The organism is Streptomyces sp. NPDC026672 (assembly GCF_040638185.1).
Lineage (GTDB): Bacteria > Actinomycetota > Actinomycetes > Streptomycetales > Streptomycetaceae > Streptomyces.
In genome coordinates, this window is sequence record NZ_JBEZXS010000004.1 from 253508 (window position 1) to 279101 (window position 25594).

The window sequence follows — 25594 nt, forward strand, 5'->3', positions numbered from 1 at the left end:
CGCCCGGTCCATGATTCGGCGGGTGAAAGTCTCGGGCCGGGCACTTGCGTTATTCGTTCGAGAAACAGGAGCGGCGTATGAGCGCTATGGAAATCAGGCTCGTGGAGCAGACAGACCCCGACGAGACCACGCCCAACCCGGGCTGGTACACGGTCGAGGACTTCGACGACAAGGATGCAGCAGAAATCCGCGCGGGCACGCTGGTCCGGTACACGGTGCAGGTCATCACGACGGACGAGGACGGCACGATCCGGGTCCTGGGCGACTCGCTCAACCACGTCGCCGTTCCGGGCCTGGCGGGCATCTGGACCAGTCCGTGGGCCATCCCGGAGCAGCGCACGTACGAGATCGTGCGCGCGGCCAAGGACGAGCTGACCGCCGCATCGGGCCTGGAAGTCGGGGACCACGTCGCGTGGATCGGGTACCGGCCCGACGGTGCCGGCCGACTCCACGAGGTGGTGGAGATCCCGAAGGACGACGAGGGCGCGTGCGAGGGCGTGGTCAAGATGCGCCAGCTCGACGCGGTCGAGGGCAACGCCCTGCGCACGCTGCGGGTGAACACCGTGTCCAAGGAGATCGGGCCGCGGAAGCCGAACGCGGGCCGCGACCGCGGCGGGCTCGGGGAGAAGTTCCGCAAGCGGGAGGGCGGCGGCTTCCTGGTGTACGCGGGCGACTACGCCGACCAGGTCGTCATGTCGGCGCACATGGCCGGGTTCGCCTACTCCGGCTGGGCGTGCCGGTCCATCGACGAGTTCGGCGAGGACGCCTGGGTGTTCGGCGCCGACCGCGCGCAAGCGATCCGCCTCCACGGCCGCAGGCACCCCAACAAGGGTGTGACTTGCTGACCATCCGCCCGCACAAACTGATCAGTCGGACAGTAAGGAGGGTGCGTGAAGTACGCACTGATCGACCCCACGGTCCGTAAGGCCGCGGCGAACGAGTACTACAACATCACGACCGAGGAGTACGAGGTCGTGCGGCACTACGGCGCATACCGCGTCCTGGAGTCGTTCCTGATGCCGGACGGTCAGGTCCTGGTCCTGGCCCACCACGCGACGGCCTCGGAGCCGTTCGCGGTCGGGGTCCACAACGCTTCGCTCGGCGTGTACTGGAGCAACGGGAACGACGCCCGCCGCAACTACGCCTGGCGCATCGCCGAGTCGTTCGGCCTGACGGTCGACAAGGAAGGCTCGAAGGCTGTCGTGCCCGCGAGCCGGGAGTACGCCACCACTCTCGTGCAGCAGATCAAGAAGACCTCCGAAGACCTCGGGGCCGCAGTCGACGACCAGGACGTGCCGGGACTGGACCGGTCCGCAGCCGGGCTCCGGGATGCGGCCGTTTCGTTGGCCAAGCACCTCCAGCGCACGGGCGTCCTGTCCGAGACGGTCTACGAGCGCTGGGAAGTGGTGGGCTGACATGCGCAAGTCATTGCAGGTCGTGATGCTGAACCTTCAGCACGCGGCGTACGACTCGACACCGGGTGCGCTCAGGAAGGACTACGGGCCGCAAGGTAAAGGCCCGCACGGTGAATTCCTGCGGCCGATCACCGAGGCTGAGGCGGCCGAGCGCAAGCCCGACTTCGAGCGCCTGGCGGCCGAGCTGCAAGAGCGGGACCCGGGCACCTACGAGGCGTGGCTGGCCGACTTCGAGTTCTGGCAGTCGTTCGATCCGGCGGTGCGCATGCCGCGACCGGACGAGTACGAGCGGCGTGAAGACGGGCTGCTCTGCTTCAACGAGCACCGGCTGATCAACACCCGGGAAGTCGTCGACTACTTCGACGAGGGAAAGGCGTTCGCCTACGCCTGCCGACGGTGCGGCCTGACGACGCACCGTGCCGGATTCATCGGCGCGAAGTGCCACAGCAACGAATGAGGGGGTGACTAGGCTGTGCCAACAGAGGGCACGAAGCCGAGTCGGAAGGTGATCCCGTTCAAGGTGGACGAGGAAACGCGCGAGGGATACGTCCAGAACATCATCGAGGCGTTCGGTCACGCGGCCGAGGCCCAGAAGCAGCGGGGCCGGGCGTGGTACCGGACGGCCCACGACCTGGCGAACCTGATCTCGGATGGCAACGTGCGGGAAGGCGCGGGCGTGATCGCCGCCCTGTCGGCCAACAAGTCCTGGAAAGAGAATGAGCGTCTGGCGCGCGGCGCCTACACCGACGGCCCCTCCGGACACACCCGGGACAACATCCGCAAGGTCGAACGGATCATCATGGGTGATGACCCGGAAGACGTGCTCCCGATGTCCGCGAAGACCGGCCATTTCTTCCGCTGCATCCTCGACCCCGAGGACCCGGACCCGGTCGTGATCGACCGCCACGCCCACGACATCGCCGTCAACGAGATCTTCGGCAACGGCGACCGCGGCCTGGAATCGAAGCAGCGGTACGCCCTCCTGGCGCACTGCTACCGCGAGGCAGCTCTACGCCTGGAAGAGATCCCCAGCGTCGTCCAGGCAATCACCTGGGTCGCGCACACCGAACGACTTGCCGGGGTCGGCTTCCGACCGAAGAACCGGTAACGAGATACCGAGCGCCACAAGGGCGCAGCAGTAACGCCGAGCGGCTCGCAATCGCGGGTCGCTTTTTTTCATGCCCATTTATTGCGGCCCATTCGGCGGTGGGCCGCATTTTTCACGCCTGAAAGGATTTCATCCCATGAGCAGGGAAACGCTGAAGTGGCTGAACGAGAACACGCTGATCGGATTCACCGACAAGCGAGGCAAGGCGTGGCACCACCGGGCCGGCAGTGACAACCACTTCTCCGGCGCGGTCCCGATCGAGGAGGTGGAGCGCCGGCTGTTCTCCTGGACGGCCGAGGAGCGCCCGCTGTTCGTCGAGCTGGAGACCGGCAACCGCGAGCTGATCGCCGCGGGCCTGGTCGAGCCGGAGAAGAAGCAGGTCGCCATCCCGGGCCGCAAGGCCATCGTGCGCAGCGACACCAGCCTGGTCATGGGCATCTTCAAGGACGGCTATCAGCCGCACCAGCCCAAGCAGTGGCTGTTGGACAACGTGGCCACGATCCTGGACGACGAGCTGGCCATCGGGTCGGCCGGTCTGCTGCGGGGCGGTGCCCAGGCGTGGGTGTCGGTCGAGGTCCCGGAGACGATCAAGACGCCGGAGGGCGTGGAGTTCCGGCCGAACCTGATCGCGGCGACCTCGTTCGACGGCAGCCTGAGCACGACCTACAAGCGCATCGTGACCAACGTGGTGTGCGACAACACCATGAACGCGGGCCTGAACGAGGACGGCCAGCAGTTCAAGGTCAAGCACAGCTCCAACTCGCTCAGGCGCATCACCGACGCGCGCAAGGCACTCGCCATCGTCCACTCGGTCGGCGACGAGTTCAGCGCGGCGGTGGCCGAGCTGTGCGCCCAGCAGATGACCGACCGCGAGTTCGAGCGGCTGGTGCGGGAGCAGCTCGCGCCCATCGAGCAGGGCGACAGCAGGACGACCGCGCGCAACGCCCTGCGCAAGCAGGGTGAGTACCTGGACCTGTGGCGCAACGACGAGCGAGTGGCCCCGTGGCGAGGCACCAAGTTCGGCGCCTACCAGGCCGTGAACACCTGGCAGCAGCACGAGTCCGGGATGCGCGGCGACAACCGCGCCGAGCGGAACATGGGCTACACCCTGACCGGCAAGTGGGAGTCGGCCGACGACACCACGCTGAGCCTGCTCGCCGCCGTCTGAGTCTGAGTGCTCATGGTGCGGGGCGGCCTTCCGACGGGGGAGGCGCCCCGGCGCCACGAACGCTCAGCCGATTCAACCGGCATTCCGTAACTCCCACCCACCCTGAGAGGGGCTATTGGGCATGCGCTGTTCCACCTTGCAGAGCCGCGACGACGGCACGTGCACGGGTACCGCAACACACCTGATGATCTACTCGACGCCCGACATCGACGGAGAGCAGGGCGCCCGGACCCAGCACACGGACCCCGTGTGCGAGCCGTGCGGGGACGCCTACAAGCGGCGTCCGTTCTACAAGGCCCGGATCGTTCCCCTGCACATCTTCAGCCCGGTGCCCGCCTTCAAGGACATCGTGAAGGGGCACCGGCTGGTCGACCACCCCGAGCACGAGTCGCAGTGCCACGACTGCGGGCGCACCGGAAGCGTCGAGCAGTTCAAGCTCTCGAAGCTGCACGGTTGCCCGGCTCGCCCGGAGTCCGTGAACAGCCGCGAGTTGCCGCAGGCCGACGTCAGCTCGGATGCCTCACGGAACGAGTTGGCCGCCCGCTGGTGGAAGTACGTCACTCACGAAGTCGGCATGGGTATCGGAGACTGGCGCAAGATCACGGACGATCGCCTGGCCGTCGCCTCCTTCACGTTCCGCGACCGGGAGTACGTCCTCCTGCACTCCCCGAGCATGCCGTACGTCTGGGCCGAGAAGTTGGAGAACCGGGGCCGACCCTGGCCGGACGAGATCAACCCGGAATACCGCGTGAACTACAAGCAGGTCGTTTTCCACTTCCACGACCTGCTGAACAGGTACGAGAACACGTACTTCGCCACCTACACCCCGGGCCGTGAGGACGTCGTTCTCCACGCTCCCGAGGGCGCGATCATCGCGGTGCTCCGCGTCGAGCTGGACGGCACCGGCACACGGGAATGGCGTCTGCGCGTCGTGACCGACGCCGTGTGCGACACCTTCGGCGCCATCGCCGACCTCACCTTCCAGACCCGCATCTACGAGTAGGAACCGCCATGTCCGATTCGATGTACACCGACATGCGTCTCGTCGCGGAGCCCCTCCGCCTGATCGCGCAGGACACAGCAGCAACTCTCGGTCCAGAGTGGCGAGTTGAGGCGATCCTGAGTTCCGCGATCGTCGTGCACCCCATCGGCTTCCGTATCTGCCTGGACGACGGCACCGACCAGGTCATCCTCACCGCCCACGTGTCGACCAGCACCGACAAGCGCAAACCGCTGGCGGACGTCACCGCCGTAGTCGAAACCGCCGATGACCGCGCAGTCACGGTCCGGCGGACGGTCGACGCCATCCGCACCGAGATCCTGCCGCACTTCGGGCGCGAGAACGCGGTGGCCGGCCTGCGTGTGCTCTCCCTTCCCCTGCGGGACGCCGGAGTCAGCGCCATCGCCCAGGGCAGCAGCCGGCAGACCACCATCGAGTACCGGCCGGAGTTGCTCAACGCCAAGACCGCGGAGTACGCGGAAGGGGAGCGGCGTCCGCTCGGCGTGATCATCACTTCCACGGGGGGCGACGACACTCGCGTGGAGATCCGTATCCCGCACCTGTCCATCCGGGAGGCGGCGCGGATCACGGAGGGCATCCGGCCGGGGCTCGGTCACCCCGTGCGGGACGTCAAGAGTCTGCCGGAGGAGGTACGCGACGAGGTCGCCGCCACGTTCCCGGGGCTGACCGCGCAACACGTCGTCAGTGACGTGCCCCGGTACACCGACCTGAAGGACGACAGCGGCGTCCTCACCATCCGCCACGGCCTGGAGGTGACCCGGACGGACGGGGGGATGCGGCACCGGTCGTGGGCGGCGGTGTGGCTGCGGGGCGCCACCGTCGCCCAGGCGCTCACTGTCCTGTCCGCCTACGCGGCCTGAGCAGAGGGAGGAAGACGGTCGCTATCGAGACTCGCCAATCCTGGTGGGTCTTTTTCTATGCCCAAATACAGGAAGGGACCCGCACAGCGCCATGGATGTCAGCAACGCGGACGCCGTTGACCTATTCGGCGGCCCCGGCGGATGGGACTGGGCCGCCCGGGGCCTCGGCATATCTGTGACCGGTATCGAAAAGGACCACGCCGCCTGTGAGACGCGCCGAGCGGCTGGCCTGGGCACCGTTGAAGGCGATGTGCGTGACTACGGACCGGGCGACTTCCCCGCGGCCCGCTACCTCAAGATCGGTTCGCCGCCGTGCCAGCCGTACGCCATCAACGGGCTGGGCAAGGGACGCGCAGCATTGGACAACGTGTTGGCACTCGCCAAGCGAATGGCCGCTCGTGAGGACATCTCTCGTGATCTGGCCGCGTTCGAGGATGAGCGGATCGGCCTGGTGCTCGAACCGTTGCGCTGGGCGTTGCAGGCGATCGACCAGAAGCGGCCCTACGAAACCATCACGCTGGAGCAGGTCCCCACGGTGCTGCCGGTATGGGAGGCGCTGGCCATCATCCTGCGTGCCGAGGGCTACAGCGTCGCCACCGGTAAGTTGAGTGCGGAGGAGTACGGCGTCCCGCAGACCCGTGTCCGCGCGATTTTCGTTGCGCGTCTGCATGGCGAGGCCAAGCTGCCCGCGCCCACCCATCGCAAGTACCGCAAGAACGTGGCCCAACAGGACGGCGACCAGTCGCTCAGGCCGTGGGTGTCCATGGCCGAAGGAATTGGGTGGGGCATGACCCACCGCCCCGGACTCACGGTCACGGTGGGCACCGGCAGCGGGGGAGCTGACCCCTCGTGCGTCGGTGGGTCCGGAGCCCGTGCCACGCTCTACGGCGAGCGGGACTCGGGACGATGGGTTGCGTTCAATCGACTGATGTCCGTTGACGAACTTCCGGCATACAAGGGCGGACGCAAGGACCAGATCCGCGTTTACGCACGAGACGCAGCGCTCCTCCAGTCTTTCGAAGACGGCCACCCGTGGCGCGGTTCCACCACCCAGATCCTGACGCAGATCGGTAACGCCTTCCCGCCGCGCATGGCCGAGCAAGTCCTGTGCGCCGCTCTCGACCTCCGCCCTTCTTTGCGCAGCGTCGCCTGAAGGGTCGGCTTTTTCACCAGAAAGGACGTCAGACATGACACGTCGCAAGCGATTCCCCTACTCCGCCCTCCCCGATGGCCAGTTCGTCCGTGTGTGGACCGACTCCGTCCACCCCCAGTACTACTACGGCCGGATCAAGTACCACCGCCGCAACGACAAGGGGCGGCCGGTCGGGATCACCGCCGTGGAAACCCTCGACCCCCGGCACCTGGGCGACTGGTACAGGCGCCCGCGCGGCTGGTACGGCGAGATGGGCACCGAGTTCATCGAGCCGGTGGAACACCTCACCGAGGAGCCCAGCGAGGGCTCGTTCATCTGCGGCCATCCGATCGGCTCCACGGACGAGCCCCGCTACTGCACCGAGACGACCGTCGAGGGCACCGACCGGTGTGCCGCCCACCAGGACGGAGTGGGAGGGCTGAAGTACACCGAGGCGGAGTGGCGCGAGGCGCTGGAGATCGCCGAGGAGAACGAGTTCGACGAGATCGATTCCCGCGAGCGTGGTGGGGAGCTGGCCGCCGTGGTCGCGGACATGTACCACGAGGACGTGGTCGGCCGGGACGAGGTCAAGCTGTACGCCGCGATCACCGTGGCCGGCGGTCGGGCCAAGGAGTGGGACCGGGAATTCCTCATGCGCGAGATGACCGGCTGACGCGACTAACCCAGCCGAGGACACAGCAGCAATTCCGCGCGGCCTGTGATGGGCCGCTTTTTTTATGCCCAAAAGGAGGCGTCCGGCTTGAAGGCGGAGTGGTGCGAGGAGTGTTGCGGCCCGTGTGGGTGCTACGACCCGGACGCGCCCGAGCCCGAGCCGCAGGGTCTGGAGCTGGGGGGCGATGCCCTCGTGGCCTACCTTGACAGCCTCACCGAGGAGGAGCGGCAGGAGATCGCCGGGCCGTGGCCGGTCCGCTGGCTGTACCCCTGGCGCGAAGGCCAGCCGGAGCGCGGCATCAACGTATGCGGCGGCTGTGGTGGAGGCTGCGTGGGGTTGCGGCTGGTGCTCGGTGTCGAGCTGGACCTGATCTGCGTCGACAGCTCCAAGGACGCCACCGCTACGGCTCAGGCCGCCGGGTGCAACGCGATCCGTATGGACGTACGCGATCTCGACCCCCGGCATCCCGCACTCCGCGGAACCCGGCGCGCGGTCTTCACCATGCCGTGCCCGGACTGGAGTGTGGCAGGCAAGCGGCTCGGTCTCCAGCCGGAGAACATCGAGATCCTGGTCGACGCGATATCTGACGTGGCCGAGGCGTACGGGAACGTCTGGCGGGCCGGTGGTCACCATGGGGATGCCTCGACGGCTGTGTTCGGCGACCCGTACGACGACGTCACCGTGGCGGAGATGTGGTCGTGGGTCGGTGAACTCACGGAGGGGAAGAGGACGGCCGGCCTCATGCTGGCGCCGGTTCTGGTCGGGATGGGGCTCCTTGCAGCAGGGGCGCCGCTTGAGTCGGTGATCATCGAGCAGGCGTGGACGCTTCCCGAACCCGTCAAGGCGGCCATCGGGATCGAGTACATCGTCGCCGGCTGGAACGGCGTGGTCTGGGACATCATGGACGCTGGCGACTACGGCTCCCCGTCGACCAGGCGGCGGGCCATTATGGCGGCGTCGCGCGAGAAGACCCTGACCCGCATCGAAGCGCCTGGCATCACCACGTGGGCCTCCGACGCGATCGGCTGGGACCCGGAGACTTGGATTAACACCCGCGGTGTCCGCAAGACGTCCGGTGGGAACGAGTTCAAGCTGGGCCGCACCATGCCGGGCGTCACGTCGAAGATCCGCGGCTGGTACGACGCCGATGACTCCGAGCACCGCTTCACGATCGCAGAGGTGTGCCTGCTGGTCGGGTTGCCCGCGGACTTCCCGGTGATCGGGTCGCGTTCATCGCAGTGCCAGCAGCTCGGCGACGTCTTCTCCCCTCTGGTGTCGGCCGCAGTGTGGGGCGTCCTGTTGGACATCAAATGGCTCCCGAGGCTGGCGCAATACCTGGCGGATCGGTACCCGCACATTCACGGCCAGGACGTGTACGCCGAAGCGGCGTGAGGCCAAATCCTCAGAACTGTTATGGCGTCACTCGAATGGGTGACCTTGCCAATTTCGGGCCCGCTCGTTGACCAAGACGAGGGGGCCCTTTTATGTCCGAAAAGGAGAACCCAATGCCGTCTCTGTTGAAGTGCAAGGGCTGCAACGACCGCTGTATCGAGCGCGACGAGGACACGGAGGTTGACGAGGACGGCTACGCGAAGCGGTACTGCGGCGAGTGCGTCGTGAGCCACGGCTACCCGTCTCCCGATGAGCAGACGTTCCGCACGATCGTCGCCGACTGGGAGACCTGCCCCGACGCCCTCGGTGACGACCACTCCCCGGACATGCTGCCGGTCGTCATCACCGTGGCGGCCACCTCCCGGGAAGAGGCGATCCAGGCCGCGGCCGACAAGCTCCAGGAGTATTACGGCCCGGCCGTCGACCGCCTCTACCGCACCGACATCGAGCGGGACGAGTGGTTCGGCAACGACGCGGGCGACTTCATTCCCTTGCTCCGCGTCGCCGCGATCTTCATCGGCTCGCCGGCACTGGACAACGACGACTCGATGACCACCGTCATCCGCTGACCCGGCCGCTTCCGTGGCGCCCCCTCGGGGGCGCTCGCGGTCTCTGCCCGGCCCGTCCTGTACCTCAAGGAGAAACGTATGCCCACCCAGGCTCAGGCCGAGAACCGCATCGAGATCATGAGGGGGGTCCGACCCAAAGAACTGTCCGAGTACGCCGGTCACTACTTCCAGGTGATGCGCGGCACCTACGGCTACGCCGGGCTCCTGGTCCAGGTCGACGGCGACTACGCAGAGATCTTCCAGCCCCGCCTCCGCGGCACCGAGCGCTTCAAGATCTTCGACTGCGCGTTCCTCCGCCAGCTCGACAAGACCCCGCGCCCGGCCTACGCCCGCGCGCTGGCCTACCAGCAGGACTGGACGGCCACCGACCTCAGCCTGCGCCAGGGCGTCGAGGACGGTCCGATCACCGACCAGGTCATCTGGGACCGCCGCCGTGGTGAGTGGGAGGACGGCCTGGCCGAGATCCACGAGGCCCTGATGCGCGAGATGTACGACGTCCCGGTCTGCGACACCCACCCCATCCACTACGACGAGGAGTTCTCGGGATGACCCCGACCAGCACCGAACCGCCTGGGCTCAAGACACCCGAGGGTGGCTCCATGTCCCAGCCCGACAGTCCCGCGAAGTGGCACGCGCACCCGTACGTCTGGGCGTTCCACGCCATCGGGGGCAGCCTCAGCACCACCTACATCGAGAGCGTGTGCCAGCAGGCCGAGACCGATGGCGCCCCGCCCGACGCGGTCTACAAGACCCGCGGCGACGACGTGACCAGGCCCGACGAGTGGATCACCGTCGGCATGATCGCCAACGCCGACCAGCAGGCACGCGTCCGTGCCTACGCGAAGGCACTGGTGGACTGGCAGGCCGCTCTCAAGGCTCACCGCACCCGGCCGAAGGTGCAGCCGCTCCCCAAGGAGATGCAGACCGAGGCCGCCGCGGGACCCGAGCAGTACGAGTACACCGTGGCCTTCACCGCGCGGATCTCGGGCACGGTGAAGGCGGCCAGCTTCAGTGAGGCCATGAGCATGCTCGCGCCGAGTGAACACACCGGCCAGAGCGGCTATGTGGGTGGACTGGCGTCCAGCATGGAGGGCGTCGTGTGGTTCCTGAACTTCGACCCGACCAGAGCCGACATGGTCTCCACGAGCGACCCACGCGTGCACGGACCGGGGCGCCAGCCGGGGCAGGTGACTCCGGTCTCCGCTTCCCCTCCGGGTACGCCGGCGCCGGAGCCCACAACAGGTGTCCTCGTACGACGCCAGCCCACCGCGCCGCCCAAGTAGCGCCTCGCCCCAGACCGGTCCGGCCCCTGACTTCCCCATGAGCCAGGAGCCGGACCTTTTGCTGCTTCTGCCGTCAGACCCCACGGAAGGATGCTTCACGTGCTGCACATCGACACCTCCGCGATCCCCGACTACTTCGAGCGCTGGCCGAAGCAGGGCAACGGTGAGATGCACGAGCTGACGAAGTTCGTCGGCTTCTCGACCTTCACCGTCGAACTGCGTCAGATCACCGAGAAGAACATCGACGAGTGGCTCTACCGGCTCGACATCTTCTACAGCCTCTACGGCCTGCTCACCATCGACGGCGTCGAGCGTAAGGTGACCCGCGAGGAGCTGGAGGGGCACATCGGGCTGAAGATCAACGCCGGTGAGATGAACCGCGCGGAGTTCGACGAGAAGATCGCCGAGCTGCGGTACCTCAAGGAGCACAGCCGGCCGCGCCCGCTGTTCGTGCACATCCGTCGGACCAGCCTTCACCAGATGGACCGGCCGTGCGACATCTACCAGTACGTCCACAGGAAGGACGGAGACGAGCAGCAGCGCGTCGAGGTCTACCCCGACGGCCGGCTGCTGTGGGTGGAGGGCAACTTCGAGGGCACCGGCGAGATCGACTGGGAGTACGCGACCTTCCACGGCCTGGAGGCCCTCGCCCGGCCCGGTCAGGAGGCGGAGTTCATCGAGGAGGAGGTGTTCCAGCGGCTGTGGGAGCGGGCCACCGGAGACCTCTGCGGCTGGGTCGAGGAACTCAAGGCGACGAAGGAGTGGAGCACGATCGACGAGACTGAGTCGGTCTACTGCACGCAGCCCCGCAACGACGCCGGGTCGGCCTTCTGCGTGGAGCACTACGAGATGGCTCGGCGGATGTTCCCGCGGCTCTTCCCGGCCGGCTGAGCCCGGACACAGCAGCAACGCGTCGGTCGGCGCGGTCCTGCTGCCTTCTTCGCCAGCCCATCCCTACGCGCGCAGGGGTGGGCTGGAGTGGATCGCAGCCGAAAGTATCCCCGAACATAGGGCCTGGTCATCGGCAGCACTGAACCCTGGGAGGACACGTGGCCGCTTCGGGCTACCGCATGAAGTACACCGATGTCGACATGAAGGAGCAGGCGATCAGGGAGCGCTCCGTCAATCGGCTCGCGTACGTCGCCAAGCATGCGCCCTGTGGCCGGTTTGAGATCAAGAAGAAGTCCGGCGAGCTGTGGGACAGCCACGAGGTCCGCACGCTGGAAGAGCGAGGCTTGTGGGACGTCGAGTGGCTGGAGGCGGGCGACGAAGACCACGAGGGGGGCTGGCGCATTCTCCACCTGAATGACATCGGCAGGAACGTCCTTCGAAAGTGGCACGAGAGCGGCCGTACGACGACGGTTGCGGAATGAGAGGAGAGCCGATGACCAGGCTCAAGGACAAGCGCTGGACGCTGGTGCAGCACTCCGCGTACGTGGCCAAGCAGGACCCCAGGTTCCAGCACCAGGTCGAACAGGTCAGCATCACAACTGAGGCCGAGCTGGGGCGAGTTCTGAACCTCGGCGGCCTGGTGTTCGACTCGTACATGGCTGCGGACGACGCGGTCGACGACGTCAACAACCCCACAGGGCCCGACGGCCAACCCGTCGAGCCCACGCTGACCTTCCACCATTCCTACAAGCAGTCCGGTCTCCCCCTTTACATTGCTCCAAAGGAGGGTGCAGCACCGTAACCCTCTACCTCACACTGGGCAGTTGAGGAATGGTGGGCTCGTCATCCGAATGGGTGACAGGAGCATCCAATGGGACCGCGCCTGTCGAAGGACGGCGCAAGGAATAGGCCAGACTACGGGGGATGGCGTACGCGGGGGGCGTGGCATATGCAGTTCAGTGCTCCCGCACCCTCGTTTACACGCCAGGTAGTTTCTACTTCTGAATATTTCAACAAGCCAACAGCCTCCTGGGGGCTGCCCGCTACAGTGCGGCTCCAGGCAGTAATTGTCGTTTCGCCTTGGAGGAAGAGACATGGCGCAGACAGTCCGGGTACACATCGTCGATGACCTCGATGGCAGTGAAGCGCAGGAGAAGGTGAGCTTCACCTTCGACGGTAAACCCCGGGAAATCGAACTGTCTCACGAAAACGCCGCGAAATTCCGACAGCTCATGCAGCCCTATATGGAGGCAAGCCGCCCAGCCAAGGCCGACAACATCGCGACGAAGGGTGCCCCGGCGCCCGTGCTGACGCAAGCCCAGCAACGCGAAGAGGGCGTCGCCATCCGCGCCTGGTGTGCGAAGCACCACCTACCGGTCAACAGTCTCGGCCGCATCCCAGCCATGACCCGCAAAGCCTGGGAGCAGGAGACCCGCCACGGCGACCGCAGCCTGCTCGACCAGCTATTGGCCAAGGCAGGCATCGACCCGAGCGAGTCGGAAGACAAGGAGCCCGACAAGGTCGTCCCCATAAAGGCCAGGATCTCGGTTGAAGATCACCTGGAACGGGTGGCGCGTACCGTCGGCAAGCTGTCTGACCCGCAAGCGACCCGCCTTCGTGAGGCCAGCAAAGGGAGCGGCACCGCCACAGCGAAGCACGCTGCCGACCGCAGCAGTTACGAGGCACTCGCAAGGCGCGGCTGCATGCGCCGAGACGCCGAGGACACCTACACCATCACGGAAGTGGGGCGTACCTGGGTGCGACTGCATGAGCCTGCACTGACCGCCTGAGACCCAGAGCCCGTTCCCCCTCCCCGGGCTCCATGACCCCATAGCGAAAACCGCCCTGACCTCGCCCTTCGGCGGGGTCTTCGGCATGCCCAGAAACGGAGACCGCCATGCAGAAGACCATCATCACCCTCGTCGACGACCTTGACCCCAGCGGTGAAACCGTCGCCGACGAGACCGTCCGGTTCGCCCTCGACGGCGTCGAGTACGAGATCGACCTCACCTCCGAGAACGCAGACGTCCTGCGTGCCAGGCTCAAGCAGTTCATCCAGGGCGGCCGTGTCGTCAAGACCTCCAGCAGACGCGCCTCACAGCCGTCAACTACGCCGGCGGGTGACGGCGCCACCTACAGCCGGCACCAAGGCGGGGTGGACCCGGCGGCCGTCCGCGCCTGGGCGAAAGAGCAGGGTCTGAACCTGCCCCAGCGTGGCCGAGTGCCCAAGAAGGTCAAGGAGGCGTACACGGCGCACAGGTTCGGCAACTCGGCCAAACTCGACGAGTTGAAGAACGACCCGCACTACGTCGGCGCCGTGGCGGCCACCGTCGCCCTTGACACGGCGCCGAGGGAGCCGCGTCCGCGCCGTCGGCTGAACCTTCGGGAGGAGCCGCCCGCGGTGCAGGAGAGTGCAGCCGCCGACGTGCCCACCGAGGACTCGGACGAGGCGAGCGCTCGCGAGCACTACACGGACCTGAAGGAGGCTGGCCTGCTGAGTGACCGGGCTTCCGCCGAGGGGTACTGGGAGCGGCGTACGGCGGGCGGGCTGGAGCGTACCGACAAGGTCGAGGAGATGACCCTGTTCGAGCGCATTCAGATCCTCACCCCCAGGAACGTCACCCTGCTCGCCAAGCTCGCCGGCCTCATCAACCCCGACGGGCCCGGCAAGATCAGCTACCTGAAGTCCTCCGTCGAGCGGCTGGAGAACCTCGAAGTCATCGTCCAGGACCCCGAGTCCGAGTTCGGCTGGTCCATCACCGACTTCGGCCGGTACGCCCACGAACTGCACAGCATGGGTGAGTAGGCCCACAGAACACGTGACAAGAACGACACCACCCTGCGACAGCATGCAGACATTGAAGAGGCGAATCGTGGCAAGGCGCCCTGCCATCTGCCGACGGCAGCAGCCCAGTTGGAGAGCTTCGAGTTCATTGAGGAGGCCAGGTCGCGCGAACTCTGCCCCGCCGAAACCGAGTTCGGCCGCTGCGTATTCGAGGTGCGTAGCTCGCGGAGCGCGTGACTGTGCATGCATCACGGATGAAATGTGTGCGAGCGGTGAAGCCCGCAGTCAGATGGCTGCGGGCCATCCCTACGTCCCATGGAGATTCACCCGTTCGAGTGGCGCCTAAACATTTCTTTCAACTGCGTTCCAAGCGGCCGACTTTCCCCGCTAACTTGTCCAGAACGCAATTGGACAGCCACAAGGAGTGACCGGTGGAAGACAAGCTCGTCAGCGACGCGGAGGTCTACGCCCACGTCGAGTCGATCCCGCCAGACCTCGTAGATTGCCTCGCTGAGCGGCACACCTGGGTTGCCTATGACTGGCACGGCTTCAACGCGAACGGCCGTCCTGTCCGCAATCCCAACAACGCTGTCTCCATCGACCAGACGCAACGCTGCGACCGTTGCGACATGCAGCGCCACACCACGTTGACGATCGGCCGGCGCGGGCCCATCGACCGCACGGAGTGGACCTACTCCAACCGCAACCCTGCGCTCGTCAGCCCCCGAGGCGTCTCCAAGACCGGCATCAACGTCCGCCGCGAGCTGGGCATCGGAAAACTGTGGGAGGAGATCACTGAAGCGCCCATTCCCTTGCATGCCGGCAAGCGCGCCAAGGCCGCCCGAGGAGCCGCCTGATGGCGAACGCTCTGGTTAACGTAACCACCTGCGACTGGCACGCCGCACTCCCCGAAAAGCCCACCGTCGCAGGGCAGCACGAACGATTCCTCGAAGGGGGCGGCAAGGTCGACCTGTGCGACCCCTGCACCTGGTTCTTCGACCTGTTCTACTCCCGCCGCTTGGAGATCCTCCCCATGCTCCAGGCCGAGGTTCTGGACGCCTTCCACCGCTCGGCACGTGACCCCTCCCCGCGTCGCGTACCCGCTCAACTCTCACTGACCCCAGAAGCGAAGGACCCGCAGGCGGACGATGCCCCCGCGACATCCCCGGCAGCGGCCAGCGGCAAGCGGAAGCAGCCGAAGCGAGGTACCTGGAAGGAGGACACCGTCCAGGTCCGCTGTCCGCTTCCCCACCGCGCCGGCAGCCCCCGTAAGTACTGGGTCGACCTCCGCAACAGGACCGGCCACGCCCACAGCCACAGGAAGGGCAACGGCGACAACTACGCCGGGCCGGACATCGCCTTCGAACTCCAGCCGGGCGAGGAGTTCACGCACTTCTGCTACGACCACGCGGTGTGCGCCGAGGCCGGCGGTTACGGCTTCATCGGTGCTGAATCCCTCACCGCGCACATCAGCAAGTCGAAGTCGTGGCCACCGGCCACCCCGGAAGCCAAGGACGCAGCAGCAACGCGTCGCCAGTCCGCCGCGTAGTCCGTCCCCCGCATTACCGCGAAAGCCCCCGGCACGGCTGAGTCCCAGCCGCCGGGGGCTTCCTCGTGCGTCAGAGAGTCGGTCGACTGAGGATCACAGGGGTGCCCAGCCTCGTCTCGATGTGCGGCTCCTCACGGACCGGCTTGCAGGCCGAGAGCTGCATCCGCAGTAGGGCTACGTGTTCGGGCTGGGAGAGCGCGGCGTCGATCTGGGCAGGAGGCAGGGCTCCTGGTGTGCCGCCGTACCACTGAGCCCGCGACAGGACCCGCAGTGCCTCGACGGTGTCCATCAGGCCGCCCTCGGGCACGCACCCCCAAGGGCACGCCATCTCAGGGAAGAGTCCCCACAGTCGGCACAGGATCGGCCGTACGTCGTAGACGCGGCAGCGCTTGGTCTCCTGGTCCAGGGCGTTGCACACGGTTCCGTATGGTCGGCCGTCCGGTCCCGTGAGGAGATGCCCCTCCCGAAGGCGCAGACCGGCCCGCTGGGTGCGCCGGATATCGACGGGCGTAGCGCCCACATTTCCCCCGCACGAGCCCCAGCATTTCCCGGCACACTCGATGGCCGGCAGCGACTCGTACAGTTCCTTCAGAGCTGGTTCGTCACGCATACAGCGACCCTGCCGCGCCCCGAGCCCCTGTGCCGATCGCCCGTTCGTGTGATGCACAAACAATTTTGGAGAGGAATAGCGAGCGTCAGGAATGTGCGTCAACTGGGGGTGTGTCTCACTCCCACGTATGGATGACCTGTCTGCCATTGGATTGACGCAATTGCACTTAAAATCTCATTGACCGGAATCGTGCATAACGTGCCGGTATGTCCGATCAAGTCACGTTCGTCTGGGAAAAAGGTCCCCCGCTCCTGCCCGCGGAACGGCGGCGGCTCCTTCAACTGCTCTTCGGATCGCCAACAGGGGTACGCTCCCCACAAACGGCACCGGCCCCAGAACGCTGTAGCGAGCGCAATGAGGCCGGAACCTTCCCGGCGGTGAGCCAACACCCCGGGGACGGAACAGTCTCGGAGGACTGAACATGCCCATTGTGGCACGCCCGCGCCTGCACGAATCCGCGGCCATCATCGTGGCGAAATACGCCCGCGTCTCCACCCTGGACCAGCTCGACGGCTTCGGCCTCGAAGACCAGGACAAGATTTCCAACGGCTGGCTCGACCGCCACCCAGACGCCACGGTCTACGACGAGTACGTGGACGAAGCAGTCTCCGGTGCCCTGGAAAGCCGCCCCGAGATGGACCGTCTCGTCCTCGACGCGCACCAGCAGCACTTCAACCGCATCCTCGTCCCCAAGGTCGACCGCATCGGCCGCACGGCCCGCGCCGCCTACCAGTGGGCCTGGAACATGGCGGACCTCGGCATCTACTTCATCTCGGTCACCGAGGGCATCGACACCAGCACCGACGCAGGCTGGTCCCAGTTCATGCAGTACGTCACCTTCTCCGAGATGGAGTGGCGGCGTATCAAGGAGCGCACCTTCGCTGGCCGCGAACTGAAGATCAGCTACGGCGGCTGGCCGGGCGGCCCCGCCCCTTACGGCTACATGATCGCCCAGGACACCTCCTGGGTCGGCAAGCGCCGCAAGAAGTTCTCCGTTCTTGTCACCGACGACCACGAATCCATGGTGCTCTCCGTGGCCGTCGAACTCGTCGTCGACCAGGGCATGAACTACACCGAGGCATGCGACGAACTCAACAAGCGCAAGCTCTTTACCCGCAGCGGCGTGCCCTGGACCGTCGGCAACCTCCGTAACCGCCTGTGGAGCGAGACGATCCACGACGGCTACGTGGTTTATCGGAAGACAAACCGCGGCAACGGCAAGAACACGACCCTGCGCTACGACGACGGCACCCCCGTTTACGGCGAACCGGTCAAGATCGGAGTCCCGCCCATCTTCAGCGAGGAGCGGGCTCGGCTCCTCATGGAAACGCTCAAGAAGATCGGCTTCCAGAACGGCCGCATCAGCGACCAGGTCTACCCGCTCAGCGCACGCATCGACGGGCGCTGCGGCGAGGTCTACACCGGCGCCGGCCGTAAAGGCGACGCACGCGCCTACCGCTGCAAGGGCATGCTGAAGGAGGAGGGGTCCTGCGGCGAGCCGCACTTCAACGCCAATGAGATCGAAGGCGTCATCTGGGCGGAACTGACCAGGCTCATGAAGGACGAAGGCCGCCTCAAGGCGATGGCGGAGGAATGGGTCAGCAGCCTGCCCGGTGACAAGGAGAAGTACGAGGAGCGGGTCACCGACTTCGCCGCGAAAATCGCGACCCAGGAAGACCTCATCGACCGGAAGGTGCCCGAGTACATCAGGGCTGGCGTCGACCCGGTCGTCCTCAAGGCGTCGGTCAAGGAGATGCAGCAGGAGCTGGAGGAGTTCCGGAAGCAGAAGAAGTTCGCGGAGCAGTGGTTGGAGGCGTACGCCGAGTATGAGCGCCAGGCACACAATCTCGTCGACATCGCGAACAACGCCCGCGAGCGCCTGGAGAACATGACGCTGGAGGAGCGCAAGGAAATCTTCGACATGTTCAACATTAGGGTCACCCCCGGCACGATGGAGAACACGTCCAAGCCTGGCGCCAAGTGCGACGTGAGCCAGTGGCACTGGAAGACCGGAACCCTCGTCCCGCCGGACCCGACCGACGAGGAATGGGAAACGGTCCTCGCGGTCCTGCGGACGTTCTTCTACGGGAAGGCGAAGAAGCACTTCACCACGAAATATGACATCCGCGCGCAGTTCTGCGGAATGCTCCACCGCCTGCGCCACGGCCTCTCCTGGAACGACATGCCCCTCACCTGGGGGCCGATCGATCCCATGCGGACTCGACAGCTCAAGTGGTGGCAGAAGGATGCCTGGCCCGCGGTCATGGAGGCCCTCGGCGCGGACAAGAGGGGGGTGGAGGCATACCGCCGGCCGACCCTTCCTCAGCTCACGGTCACCGGCCAGCTTCGTGCCGGCCTGCTGGCGGAGGTGCGGAGCGAGGCGCCCAGGGACAAGGGGGAGAGCGCGATCATCGACCCCAACGCGGTCAAGGCGGACGGGCCCGGCTACTCCATTCTTTCTGCTACCGGTCAGATCGGCGTCGAGACGACGGTCAACCTCATCGGCAACGGCACGTACGCGCTGCTCACCCACCCCGAGCAGCGCCGCCGCCTGCAGAGTTCCCTCGCGGCGGGCGAACGCGGCCTGCTGGAGACCGGCGTCGAGGAACTCCTGCGCTACGACGGCCCGGTGGAGCTGGCGACCTGGCGCTTCGCCACCGAGCCGCTGCGCGTCGGCGGACAGGACATCGCGGCCGGCGACCCCGTGCTCGTCGTCCTCGCGGCGGCCGACCGGGACCCCGAGCGGTTCGCCGACCCGGACGTCCTCGACCTCGGCCGACGTGACAATCAGCACCTCGGATACGGGCATGGCATCCACTACTGCCTCGGCGCACCCTTCGCCAGGCTCGAAGGTCAGACCGCGCTCGCCACCCTCCTCACCCGCCTCCCCGACCTCCGACTCGCGGTGGAACCAACCGATTTGCGGTGGCGTGGTGGGCTCATCATGCGCGGACTGCGCACTTTGCCCGTGGAGTTCACACCCGTACCGTAATCAACCCCCGTGCCCCGAACCGTTCCTCGGCCGGAGGCATGTGCGCGGGGCAAGGTGACGCACGCTCAACTCCGTGATCTTCACGTGATCTGCGCGGCATGAACTTGTGACAGTGATCGTCAGTCGATACGTTCACTCGTCAGCGTGGCACTCCCGCACCACCGCCGCGCCGGTCAACGCTGTCGCACGAAAGGCAACCGCATGCTCTCCGGGAACGGTCGTCACCGTCGCCCCCGTCAGGCTCCGGCTCTCCTCGTCGCGGCCGGAGTGACCGGCTCCGCCATCGCCATCCCCCTCCTCGGTGCCGGCGGCGCGAGCGCGGCGGACGGCACCACCTGGGACAAGGTCGCCGAGTGCGAGAGCGGCGGCTCCTGGAGCGCCAACACCGGCAACGGGTACTTCGGCGGTCTCCAGCTGACCCAGGACTTCTGGGAGAAGTACGGCGGCATGGAGTACGCCTCCAGCCCCGACCAGGCCAGCCGTTCGCAGCAGATATCCGTCGCCGAGAACATCCTCGCCCACCGGGGCACCGCCCCCTGGGCCACGTGCGCGCTGCTGTCCGGGCTGAGCGCCAAGTCGGGCTCGGTCGACGTCGACACCGGCGTCTCGGACGACGATGCGTCCGACCCCGAGGACTCCTCCACCCCCTCGGGGCTGTCCGATTCATCGAATTCCAGTGACTCGTCCGGTTTGCCGGACTCGTCGCCGTCGGACGGTTCTTCGCACGGTTCCTCCCGTGACTCGTCCCCCTCCTCGCCGTCCGGGTCCGCGTCGCACGACGGCCGGGACGACAAGGGCGACGAGGACGGCAAGGGCGGAAGCACGGGTGACGACCACCGCTCCTCCCGGTCGTCCGGGGCGGACACCTCGCGGATCCCCGCTCCGGCCGCCTCGACCGAGGCGGACGAATCGCCCGTCGTGCTCCCCGGGGCCGACTCCGCCGACAAGTCGGCGCAGAGCGGCGGCTCCTGGAGCCTCGTCGACACCGGCGCGCTCGGCGGCGGCAGACACCGTGGCGGCAGCGCGGAGGAGACCCAGGAGAACGGGACGAAGAGCCAGACGGTCGAGTCGTCGGGCCGTCACGCCTACACGGTCCGCGACGGCGACACCCTCTGCTCCATCGCCGACTCCCTTGACCTGGACGGCGGGTGGCGCAAGCTGTACGCCGACAACCGGGCGGCCGTCGGTGTCGACCCGAACCACATCGCCCCCGGTCAGACCCTGGAACTCAACGCCTGAAAAGGTGTGAACCAGGCGGAGTTGACGTCCTGATTCGCCATTGAATGTCCGCTTTGGTGAAAGTGTGGGATGAGTCTCAGAAGCCCTGATCGTCTTTGATATTCCGCGGATCGCGTGTCTACGGTCATGTCCGCTCGTCACCACGAGCCCCGGCTGCCGCAACGCCGAGTCCTGCCAGCGGCCGTACGGGAACAGTCGTCGCGTCAGCGCCGCAGGCAGGAGCGGGGGACCCAAGGTAGGCGCCGCGCCGGTCGTTGGACCGGGGTGGCTCGGGGTGAAGCCGTGCCTCTTCACGGGGGCACGGCCGGGCAACTCAACCGGCCCGAACCCGACAGCTCACCTCGCAGGCGTCGGTGAGGGGATCGATCCATGCTGTTCTCCGGCAAGGGCAAGCACCGCCGTCCGTCCAAGGCCACTCGTGCCATCGCGTTCGCCGGTGTCACCGGCGCCGTCGTCGCCGTCCCGCTCATGGCGGCCGGCAACGCCTCCGCCGCCACCGCGTCCCAGTGGGACGCCGTCGCCCGGTGCGAGTCCGGCGGCAACTGGTCCATCAACACCGGCAACGGCTACTACGGCGGTCTCCAGTTCTCCGCCTCCACCTGGGCCGCGTACGGCGGCACGCAGTACGCCTCGACCGCCGACAAGGCCACCAAGTCGCAGCAGATAGAGATCGCCGAGAAGGTCCTCGCGGCGCAGGGCAAGGGCGCCTGGCCGGTGTGCGGCACGGGTCTGACCAGCACGCCGTACAGCGGTGGCGGCACGTCGAGCAGCGCCCCGTCCTCCTCCTCCGGCTCCTCCGGCTCCACCGGCTCGTCGAAGTCCACGACCGCGAACCGGTCCACCGAGAAGCCGGCCGCGTCGCGCTCCAGCGAGCGTCCGGCGCCGAGCAGGACCGTGACGACGCCGACCGGCAAGAAGGTCGAGAAGGGCGACGGGGAGTACAAGGTCGTCAAGGGCGACACCCTCAGCTCCATCGCCCAGAAGCACAAGGTCGCGGGCGGCTGGAAGAAGCTGTTCGACCTCAACAAGGACATCGTCCGGGACGCCGACCTCATCTACCCGGGTCAGCAGCTCCACCTGAAGTAACCCACCCCCGGCCCGGGCGCCCCCACGCCCCCCACGAGGGCCACTTCCCCCCCACACAAGGGCCGCCTCCCCCACGAGGCCCCCGGTCTCCCCGCCCCGGTGCGTGTTCCCCCGTACGCACCGGGGCGGGGTTTCGTCCGTCCGGGGTCGGGGGCAGGGTGTCCACCGTTCCCGTCGGCTCCATCCGATTTCCACCCAGGATTTGTTCCGAGGTGGAACAATACGGTCCGTTCGTGTGTGTCCACGGGACGGTCGGTCGGCTGGCCGATGGCCCCGGGGCGGTTAGGCTCTAGTCGCAAGGCCCACACAGCCCCGCACTTCCAGCGTCACATCCCAAGAAGGAGATGCTCGTGCCGTCCATCGACGTCGTCGTAGCCCGGGAAATCCTGGACTCCCGAGGCAACCCCACGGTCGAGGTCGAGGTCGGCCTCGACGACGGCAGCACGGGTCGTGCCGCCGTTCCCTCCGGCGCCTCCACCGGCGCCTTCGAGGCCATCGAGCTCCGCGACGGTGACCCCAACCGCTACCAGGGCAAGGGCGTCGAGAAGGCCGTCCTCGCCGTCATCGAGCAGATCGGCCCCGAGCTGGTCGGCTACGACGCCACCGAGCAGCGCCTGATCGACCAGGCCATGTTCGACCTGGACGCCACCGACAACAAGGGCTCCCTCGGCGCCAACGCCATCCTCGGCGTCTCCCTCGCCGTGGCGCATGCCGCCTCCGAGGCCAGCGACCTCCCCCTCTTCCGCTACCTGGGCGGCCCGAACGCGCACCTGCTCCCGGTGCCGATGATGAACATCCTGAACGGCGGCTCGCACGCCGACTCCAACGTGGACATCCAGGAGTTCATGATCGCCCCGATCGGCGCGGAGTCCTTCTCCGAGGCCCTGCGCTGGGGCGCCGAGGTCTACCACACCCTCAAGAAGGTCCTGAAGAGCAAGGGCCTGGCCACCGGCCTCGGCGACGAGGGCGGCTTCGCCCCGAACCTGGAGTCCAACCGCGCCGCCCTCGACCTCATCCTGGAGGCGATCAAGGAGGCCGGTTACGTCCCCGGCGAGCAGATCGCCCTCGCGCTCGACGTCGCCGCCTCCGAGTTCTACAAGGACGGCAAGTACCTCTTCGAGGGCAAGGAGCGCTCCGCCGCCGAGATGACGGAGTACTACGAGGAGCTCGTGGCGGCCTACCCGCTCGTCTCCGTCGAGGACCCGCTGTTCGAGGACGACTGGGCGGGCTGGAAGGTCCTCACCGACCGGCTCGGCGACAAGGTCCAGATCGTCGGCGACGACCTGTTCGTCACCAACCCGGAGCGCCTGGCCCGCGGCATCGAGGAGGGCACCGCCAACGCCCTGCTCGTCAAGGTCAACCAGATCGGCTCGCTGACCGAGACCCTGGACGCCGTCGAGCTGGCCCAGCGCAACGGCTTCAAGTGCATGATGTCGCACCGCTCCGGCGAGACCGAGGACGTCACCATCGCCGACCTGGCCGTCGCCACCAACTGCGGCCAGATCAAGACCGGTGCCCCGGCCCGCTCCGAGCGCGTCGCCAAGTACAACCAGCTGCTGCGCATCGAGGAGATCCTGGACGACGCCGCGGTCTACGCCGGCCGCAGCGCCTTCCCGCGCTTCAAGGGCTGACCCGGTAGGGGCCAGGCCTTGGCCAGTCCTCCGTACGTCCCCGTACTCGGTCCCGTACCGTGTCCGGGGACGTACGCGCATGGGCGACGGGAGGCGGGAAGATGGCCGTGAAGGACCGGGACCGGTTCTCCACCGCGACCAGGCTGCGGCTGCTCGGCGAGCAGACGGCGGCCCGCGTCTACCGCTCGCAGACCAAGCGCCAGGCCCGCCGCTCCCGGCTCACCGGCCGCGCGGCCCTGCTCGCCATGGTCCTGTGCTCGCTGGTCGTCGCCCTCGCCTACCCGATGCGGCAGTACGTCTCGCAGCGCGCCGAGGTCGCCGACCTCCAGCGGGAGCGGGAGCAGGCCCGCGAGCGGGTGGAGCAGCTGCGCGACCTCAAGGCACGCTGGCAGGACGACGCGTACGCCGAGCAGCAGATCCGGATGCGGCTGCACTACGTGATGCCGGGGGAGACCGGATACGTCGTCATCGACCCGGGCGCGGCCCGGCAGACCCGCGCCGATCTGGCCGCCGCCCAGCGGCCCTGGTACTCCAACGTCTGGGACGGTGTCGACAAGTCCGACGCCTCCGACCGCTGAGCGACCGTCGGCCGGCGCACGCGCGCACGGCGGCGGCCCACTGAACGACAGAAAGACATCCTGAAGACAGCCATGCACACGCCCCCGCCGCCCACCCCGCGCACCGAGCCCACCGACGCGGACGTAGAGGCATTCAAGCAGCAGCTCGGGCGTCCGCCGCGCGGCCTGAGGGCCGTCGCGCACCGGTGCCCGTGCGGGCAGCCGGACGTCGTGGAGACGGCCCCCCGGCTGCCGGACGGCACGCCCTTCCCGACGCTCTACTACCTGACGTGCCCCAAGGCCGCCTCCGCGATCGGCACACTGGAGGCGAACGGCGTCATGAAGGAGATGACGGAACGCCTCGGCACCGACCCGGAGCTGGCCGCCGCGTACCGGGCCGCGCACGAGGACTACGTCCGGCGCCGCGACGAGATCGAGGAGCTCACCGGCTTCCCGAGCGCGGGCGGCATGCCGGACCGGGTGAAGTGCCTGCACGTGCTGGTGGCCCACTCGCTGGCCGCCGGCCCCGGGGTGAACCCGCTGGGCGACGAGGCCCTGGCGATGCTGCCCGAGTGGTGGCGCAAGGGACCGTGCGTCGTGACCGGGCCGCCCTCCGGCGAGGGCTGGCAGGTCGAGACGAGTGACAGCGGCGGACACTTCGCCTTCAAGCCCGTCGAGGAGGACGAGAAGTGACCCGTGTCGCCGCCGTCGACTGCGGTACGAACTCCATCCGGCTGCTGGTCGCGGACGCCGACCCGGTGACGGGCGAACTCGTCGACCTGGACCGGCGCATGACGATCGTGCGGCTCGGGCAGGGCGTCGACCGGACCGGCCGGCTCGCGCCCGAGGCGCTGGAGCGGACCTTCGCCGCGTGCCGCGAGTACGCGGCGGTGATCAAGGAGCACGGGGCGGAGCGGGTGCGCTTCGTCGCCACGTCCGCGTCGCGCGACGCCGAGAACCGGGACGAGTTCGTCCGGGGCGTCCTCGACATCCTGGGCGTGGAGCCCGAGGTCATCTCGGGGGAGCAGGAGGCGGAGTTCTCCTTCATGGGCGCGACCCGGGAGCTGGCGGGCCGGGACGACCTGCCCCGGCCCTGTCTCGTCGTGGACATCGGCGGCGGCTCGACCGAGTTCGTCGTGGGCGACACCCGGGTGCGGGCGGCGCGCTCCGTCGACGTCGGCTGCGTCCGGATGACCGAGCGGCACCTGGTCAGCGAGGGGGAGGTCGCCGACCCGCCGGGCGCGGAGCGGATCGCCGCGCTGCGGGCGGACGTCGAGGCGGCGCTCGACCTCGCCGAGGAGACGGTGCCGCTGCGCGAGGCGCGCACGCTCGTCGGGCTCGCCGGGTCCGTGACGACGGTGTCCGCGATCGCGCAGGACCTGCCCGCGTACGACTCCGCGCGCATCCACCACTCGCGGGTCTCCCGCGAGCGCGTCCGCGAGATCACCGAGTGGCTGCTCCGCTCCACCCACGCCGAACGCGCCGCGGTCCCCTCGATGCACCCCGGCCGCGTCGACGTGATCGCCGCCGGCGCCCTGGTCCTGCTGGCCGTCATGGAGCGCACGGGCGCGCCGGAGGTCGTGGTGAGCGAACACGACATCCTCGACGGCATCGCGTGGTCTTTGGCCTGACC

The 25594-nt window shown here is 67.6% G+C and carries 26 protein-coding genes, 3 pseudogenes and 1 riboswitch; of the genes and pseudogenes, 28 read left to right on the top strand and 1 reads right to left on the bottom strand.

All coding sequences use genetic code 11. The features are described from left to right. Positions 1-77: 77 nt before the first annotated feature. The 20 genes and pseudogenes from AB0F77_RS06175 to AB0F77_RS06270 all read left to right on the top strand — a co-directional run bounded on the left by AB0F77_RS06175 (position 78) and on the right by AB0F77_RS06270 (position 15846). Complete coding sequence (locus AB0F77_RS06175; RefSeq protein ID WP_361942252.1) at positions 78-845, top strand: hypothetical protein; 768 nt, start codon at positions 78-80, stop codon at positions 843-845. A 45-nt stretch (positions 846-890) separates the two neighbouring features. After that, entirely contained in the window at positions 891-1415 is a 525-nt protein-coding gene (locus AB0F77_RS06180; RefSeq protein WP_361942255.1) for a hypothetical protein, read from the top strand. A 1-nt stretch (position 1416) separates the two neighbouring features. Further along, a complete protein-coding gene (locus AB0F77_RS06185; RefSeq protein ID WP_361942258.1) occupies positions 1417-1872 on the top strand; it encodes a hypothetical protein in 456 nt (151 codons plus the stop codon). A 63-nt stretch (positions 1873-1935) separates the two neighbouring features. Beyond that, positions 1936-2523 carry a hypothetical protein gene (locus tag AB0F77_RS06190; protein WP_361942261.1) on the top strand — a complete coding sequence of 196 codons (588 nt, stop codon included), beginning with the start codon at positions 1936-1938 and terminating at the stop codon, positions 2521-2523. Between the two features lie 136 nt (positions 2524-2659). Next, the gene (locus AB0F77_RS06195; RefSeq protein ID WP_361942264.1) at positions 2660-3691 is read left to right on the top strand and encodes a DUF932 domain-containing protein; all 1032 of its coding nucleotides are present in this window, start codon (positions 2660-2662) and stop codon (positions 3689-3691) included. A gap of 121 nt (positions 3692-3812) precedes the next feature. After that, the gene (locus tag AB0F77_RS06200; protein WP_361942267.1) at positions 3813-4694 is read left to right on the top strand and encodes a hypothetical protein; all 882 of its coding nucleotides are present in this window, start codon (positions 3813-3815) and stop codon (positions 4692-4694) included. 8 nt (positions 4695-4702) lie between these two features. Beyond that, positions 4703-5572 (top strand): hypothetical protein, encoded by an 870-nt coding sequence (locus AB0F77_RS06205; RefSeq protein WP_361942270.1) that lies wholly within the window; start codon positions 4703-4705, stop codon positions 5570-5572. A 91-nt stretch (positions 5573-5663) separates the two neighbouring features. Next, positions 5664-6725, top strand: a complete 1062-nt coding sequence (locus AB0F77_RS06210; RefSeq protein WP_361942273.1) for a DNA cytosine methyltransferase — start codon at positions 5664-5666, stop codon at positions 6723-6725. A gap of 34 nt (positions 6726-6759) precedes the next feature. Continuing rightward, on the top strand, positions 6760-7377 hold the full coding sequence (locus AB0F77_RS06215) for a hypothetical protein (RefSeq protein ID WP_361942276.1): 618 nt from the start codon (positions 6760-6762) through the stop codon (positions 7375-7377). A gap of 192 nt (positions 7378-7569) precedes the next feature. Continuing rightward, entirely contained in the window at positions 7570-8769 is a 1200-nt protein-coding gene (locus AB0F77_RS06220) for a hypothetical protein (protein ID WP_361942279.1), read from the top strand. Positions 8770-8882: 113 nt separating this feature from the next. Beyond that, positions 8883-9338: a hypothetical protein gene (locus AB0F77_RS06225; RefSeq protein ID WP_361942282.1), complete on the top strand. Its 456-nt coding sequence runs from the start codon at positions 8883-8885 to the stop codon at positions 9336-9338. Between the two features lie 78 nt (positions 9339-9416). Beyond that, complete coding sequence (locus AB0F77_RS06230; RefSeq protein WP_361942285.1) at positions 9417-9887, top strand: hypothetical protein; 471 nt, start codon at positions 9417-9419, stop codon at positions 9885-9887. Next, on the top strand, positions 9884-10621 hold the full coding sequence (locus tag AB0F77_RS06235; protein ID WP_361942288.1) for a hypothetical protein: 738 nt from the start codon (positions 9884-9886) through the stop codon (positions 10619-10621). The genes AB0F77_RS06230 and AB0F77_RS06235 overlap by 4 nt, the downstream gene beginning before the upstream one ends. Positions 10622-10720: 99 nt before the next feature. Further along, the gene (locus tag AB0F77_RS06240) at positions 10721-11512 is read left to right on the top strand and encodes a hypothetical protein (protein ID WP_361942291.1); all 792 of its coding nucleotides are present in this window, start codon (positions 10721-10723) and stop codon (positions 11510-11512) included. Positions 11513-11670: 158 nt separating this feature from the next. Further along, positions 11671-11994 (top strand): hypothetical protein, encoded by a 324-nt coding sequence (locus tag AB0F77_RS06245; protein ID WP_361942294.1) that lies wholly within the window; start codon positions 11671-11673, stop codon positions 11992-11994. An 11-nt stretch (positions 11995-12005) separates the two neighbouring features. Beyond that, positions 12006-12314, top strand: coding sequence for a hypothetical protein (locus AB0F77_RS06250; RefSeq protein WP_361942297.1), 309 nt, complete (start codon positions 12006-12008; stop codon positions 12312-12314). A gap of 292 nt (positions 12315-12606) precedes the next feature. Further along, a complete protein-coding gene (locus tag AB0F77_RS06255; RefSeq protein WP_361942300.1) occupies positions 12607-13302 on the top strand; it encodes an Lsr2 family protein in 696 nt (231 codons plus the stop codon). A 107-nt stretch (positions 13303-13409) separates the two neighbouring features. Then, positions 13410-13760, top strand: a pseudogene (locus AB0F77_RS06260) (Lsr2 family protein); the annotation flags it as partial. A gap of 968 nt (positions 13761-14728) precedes the next feature. Continuing rightward, complete coding sequence (locus tag AB0F77_RS06265) at positions 14729-15154, top strand: hypothetical protein (RefSeq protein WP_361942303.1); 426 nt, start codon at positions 14729-14731, stop codon at positions 15152-15154. After that, positions 15154-15846 carry a hypothetical protein gene (locus tag AB0F77_RS06270; RefSeq protein WP_361942306.1) on the top strand — a complete coding sequence of 231 codons (693 nt, stop codon included), beginning with the start codon at positions 15154-15156 and terminating at the stop codon, positions 15844-15846. The genes AB0F77_RS06265 and AB0F77_RS06270 overlap by 1 nt, the downstream gene beginning before the upstream one ends. A 70-nt stretch (positions 15847-15916) precedes the next feature. Here AB0F77_RS06270 and AB0F77_RS06275 read toward each other — a convergent pair whose 3' ends face one another. Further along, entirely contained in the window at positions 15917-16603 is a 687-nt protein-coding gene (locus AB0F77_RS06275) for a YkgJ family cysteine cluster protein (RefSeq protein ID WP_361942309.1), read from the bottom strand. A 274-nt stretch (positions 16604-16877) separates the two neighbouring features. On the opposite strand from AB0F77_RS06275, the pseudogene AB0F77_RS06280 reads away from it, so the two are divergent. From AB0F77_RS06280 to AB0F77_RS06315, 8 genes and pseudogenes are all read left to right on the top strand, one after another. Then, a pseudogene (locus AB0F77_RS06280) lies at positions 16878-17990 on the top strand (recombinase family protein); the annotation flags it as partial. Between the two features lie 948 nt (positions 17991-18938). Further along, a pseudogene (locus tag AB0F77_RS06285) lies at positions 18939-19448 on the top strand (cytochrome P450); the annotation flags it as partial. A gap of 201 nt (positions 19449-19649) precedes the next feature. After that, complete coding sequence (locus AB0F77_RS06290; RefSeq protein ID WP_361942312.1) at positions 19650-20687, top strand: transglycosylase family protein; 1038 nt, start codon at positions 19650-19652, stop codon at positions 20685-20687. A gap of 197 nt (positions 20688-20884) precedes the next feature. Next, positions 20885-21052: riboswitch (cyclic di-AMP (ydaO/yuaA leader) on the top strand. 4 nt (positions 21053-21056) lie between these two features. Beyond that, complete coding sequence (locus tag AB0F77_RS06295) at positions 21057-21773, top strand: transglycosylase family protein (RefSeq protein ID WP_361942315.1); 717 nt, start codon at positions 21057-21059, stop codon at positions 21771-21773. 344 nt (positions 21774-22117) lie between these two features. After that, the gene (eno, locus tag AB0F77_RS06300) at positions 22118-23404 is read left to right on the top strand and encodes a phosphopyruvate hydratase (protein ID WP_361942318.1); all 1287 of its coding nucleotides are present in this window, start codon (positions 22118-22120) and stop codon (positions 23402-23404) included. A 101-nt stretch (positions 23405-23505) separates the two neighbouring features. After that, the gene (locus AB0F77_RS06305) at positions 23506-23982 is read left to right on the top strand and encodes a septum formation initiator family protein (RefSeq protein WP_361942320.1); all 477 of its coding nucleotides are present in this window, start codon (positions 23506-23508) and stop codon (positions 23980-23982) included. A gap of 72 nt (positions 23983-24054) precedes the next feature. Next, entirely contained in the window at positions 24055-24654 is a 600-nt protein-coding gene (locus AB0F77_RS06310; RefSeq protein WP_361942323.1) for a DUF501 domain-containing protein, read from the top strand. After that, positions 24651-25592, top strand: coding sequence for a Ppx/GppA phosphatase family protein (locus AB0F77_RS06315; protein WP_361942326.1), 942 nt, complete (start codon positions 24651-24653; stop codon positions 25590-25592). The genes AB0F77_RS06310 and AB0F77_RS06315 overlap by 4 nt, the downstream gene beginning before the upstream one ends. Positions 25593-25594: the final 2 nt, after the last annotated feature.

Excerpts from the sequence above, each read along its gene's own strand:
- AB0F77_RS06215 (WP_361942276.1), top strand. The coding sequence starts at position 6,760 with ATGACACGTCGCAAGCGATTCCCCTACTCCGCCCTCCCCGATGGCCAG.
- eno (WP_361942318.1), top strand. The coding sequence starts at position 22,118 with ATGCTCGTGCCGTCCATCGACGTCGTCGTAGCCCGGGAAATCCTGGAC.
- AB0F77_RS06200 (WP_361942267.1), top strand. The coding sequence starts at position 3,813 with ATGCGCTGTTCCACCTTGCAGAGCCGCGACGACGGCACGTGCACGGGT.
- AB0F77_RS06270 (WP_361942306.1), top strand. The coding sequence starts at position 15,154 with ATGGCGAACGCTCTGGTTAACGTAACCACCTGCGACTGGCACGCCGCA.
- AB0F77_RS06235 (WP_361942288.1), top strand. The coding sequence starts at position 9,884 with ATGACCCCGACCAGCACCGAACCGCCTGGGCTCAAGACACCCGAGGGT.
- AB0F77_RS06230 (WP_361942285.1), top strand. The coding sequence starts at position 9,417 with ATGCCCACCCAGGCTCAGGCCGAGAACCGCATCGAGATCATGAGGGGG.
- AB0F77_RS06205 (WP_361942270.1), top strand. The coding sequence starts at position 4,703 with ATGTCCGATTCGATGTACACCGACATGCGTCTCGTCGCGGAGCCCCTC.
- AB0F77_RS06250 (WP_361942297.1), top strand. The coding sequence starts at position 12,006 with ATGACCAGGCTCAAGGACAAGCGCTGGACGCTGGTGCAGCACTCCGCG.
- AB0F77_RS06185 (WP_361942258.1), top strand. The coding sequence starts at position 1,417 with ATGCGCAAGTCATTGCAGGTCGTGATGCTGAACCTTCAGCACGCGGCG.
- AB0F77_RS06225 (WP_361942282.1), top strand. The coding sequence starts at position 8,883 with ATGCCGTCTCTGTTGAAGTGCAAGGGCTGCAACGACCGCTGTATCGAG.
- AB0F77_RS06310 (WP_361942323.1), top strand. The coding sequence starts at position 24,055 with ATGCACACGCCCCCGCCGCCCACCCCGCGCACCGAGCCCACCGACGCG.
- AB0F77_RS06195 (WP_361942264.1), top strand. The coding sequence starts at position 2,660 with ATGAGCAGGGAAACGCTGAAGTGGCTGAACGAGAACACGCTGATCGGA.
- AB0F77_RS06255 (WP_361942300.1), top strand. The coding sequence starts at position 12,607 with ATGGCGCAGACAGTCCGGGTACACATCGTCGATGACCTCGATGGCAGT.
- AB0F77_RS06295 (WP_361942315.1), top strand. The coding sequence starts at position 21,057 with ATGCTGTTCTCCGGCAAGGGCAAGCACCGCCGTCCGTCCAAGGCCACT.
- AB0F77_RS06175 (WP_361942252.1), top strand. The coding sequence starts at position 78 with ATGAGCGCTATGGAAATCAGGCTCGTGGAGCAGACAGACCCCGACGAG.
- AB0F77_RS06290 (WP_361942312.1), top strand. The coding sequence starts at position 19,650 with ATGCTCTCCGGGAACGGTCGTCACCGTCGCCCCCGTCAGGCTCCGGCT.
- AB0F77_RS06210 (WP_361942273.1), top strand. The coding sequence starts at position 5,664 with ATGGATGTCAGCAACGCGGACGCCGTTGACCTATTCGGCGGCCCCGGC.
- AB0F77_RS06275 (WP_361942309.1), bottom strand. The coding sequence starts at position 16,603 with ATGGCAGACAGGTCATCCATACGTGGGAGTGAGACACACCCCCAGTTG.
- AB0F77_RS06305 (WP_361942320.1), top strand. The coding sequence starts at position 23,506 with ATGGCCGTGAAGGACCGGGACCGGTTCTCCACCGCGACCAGGCTGCGG.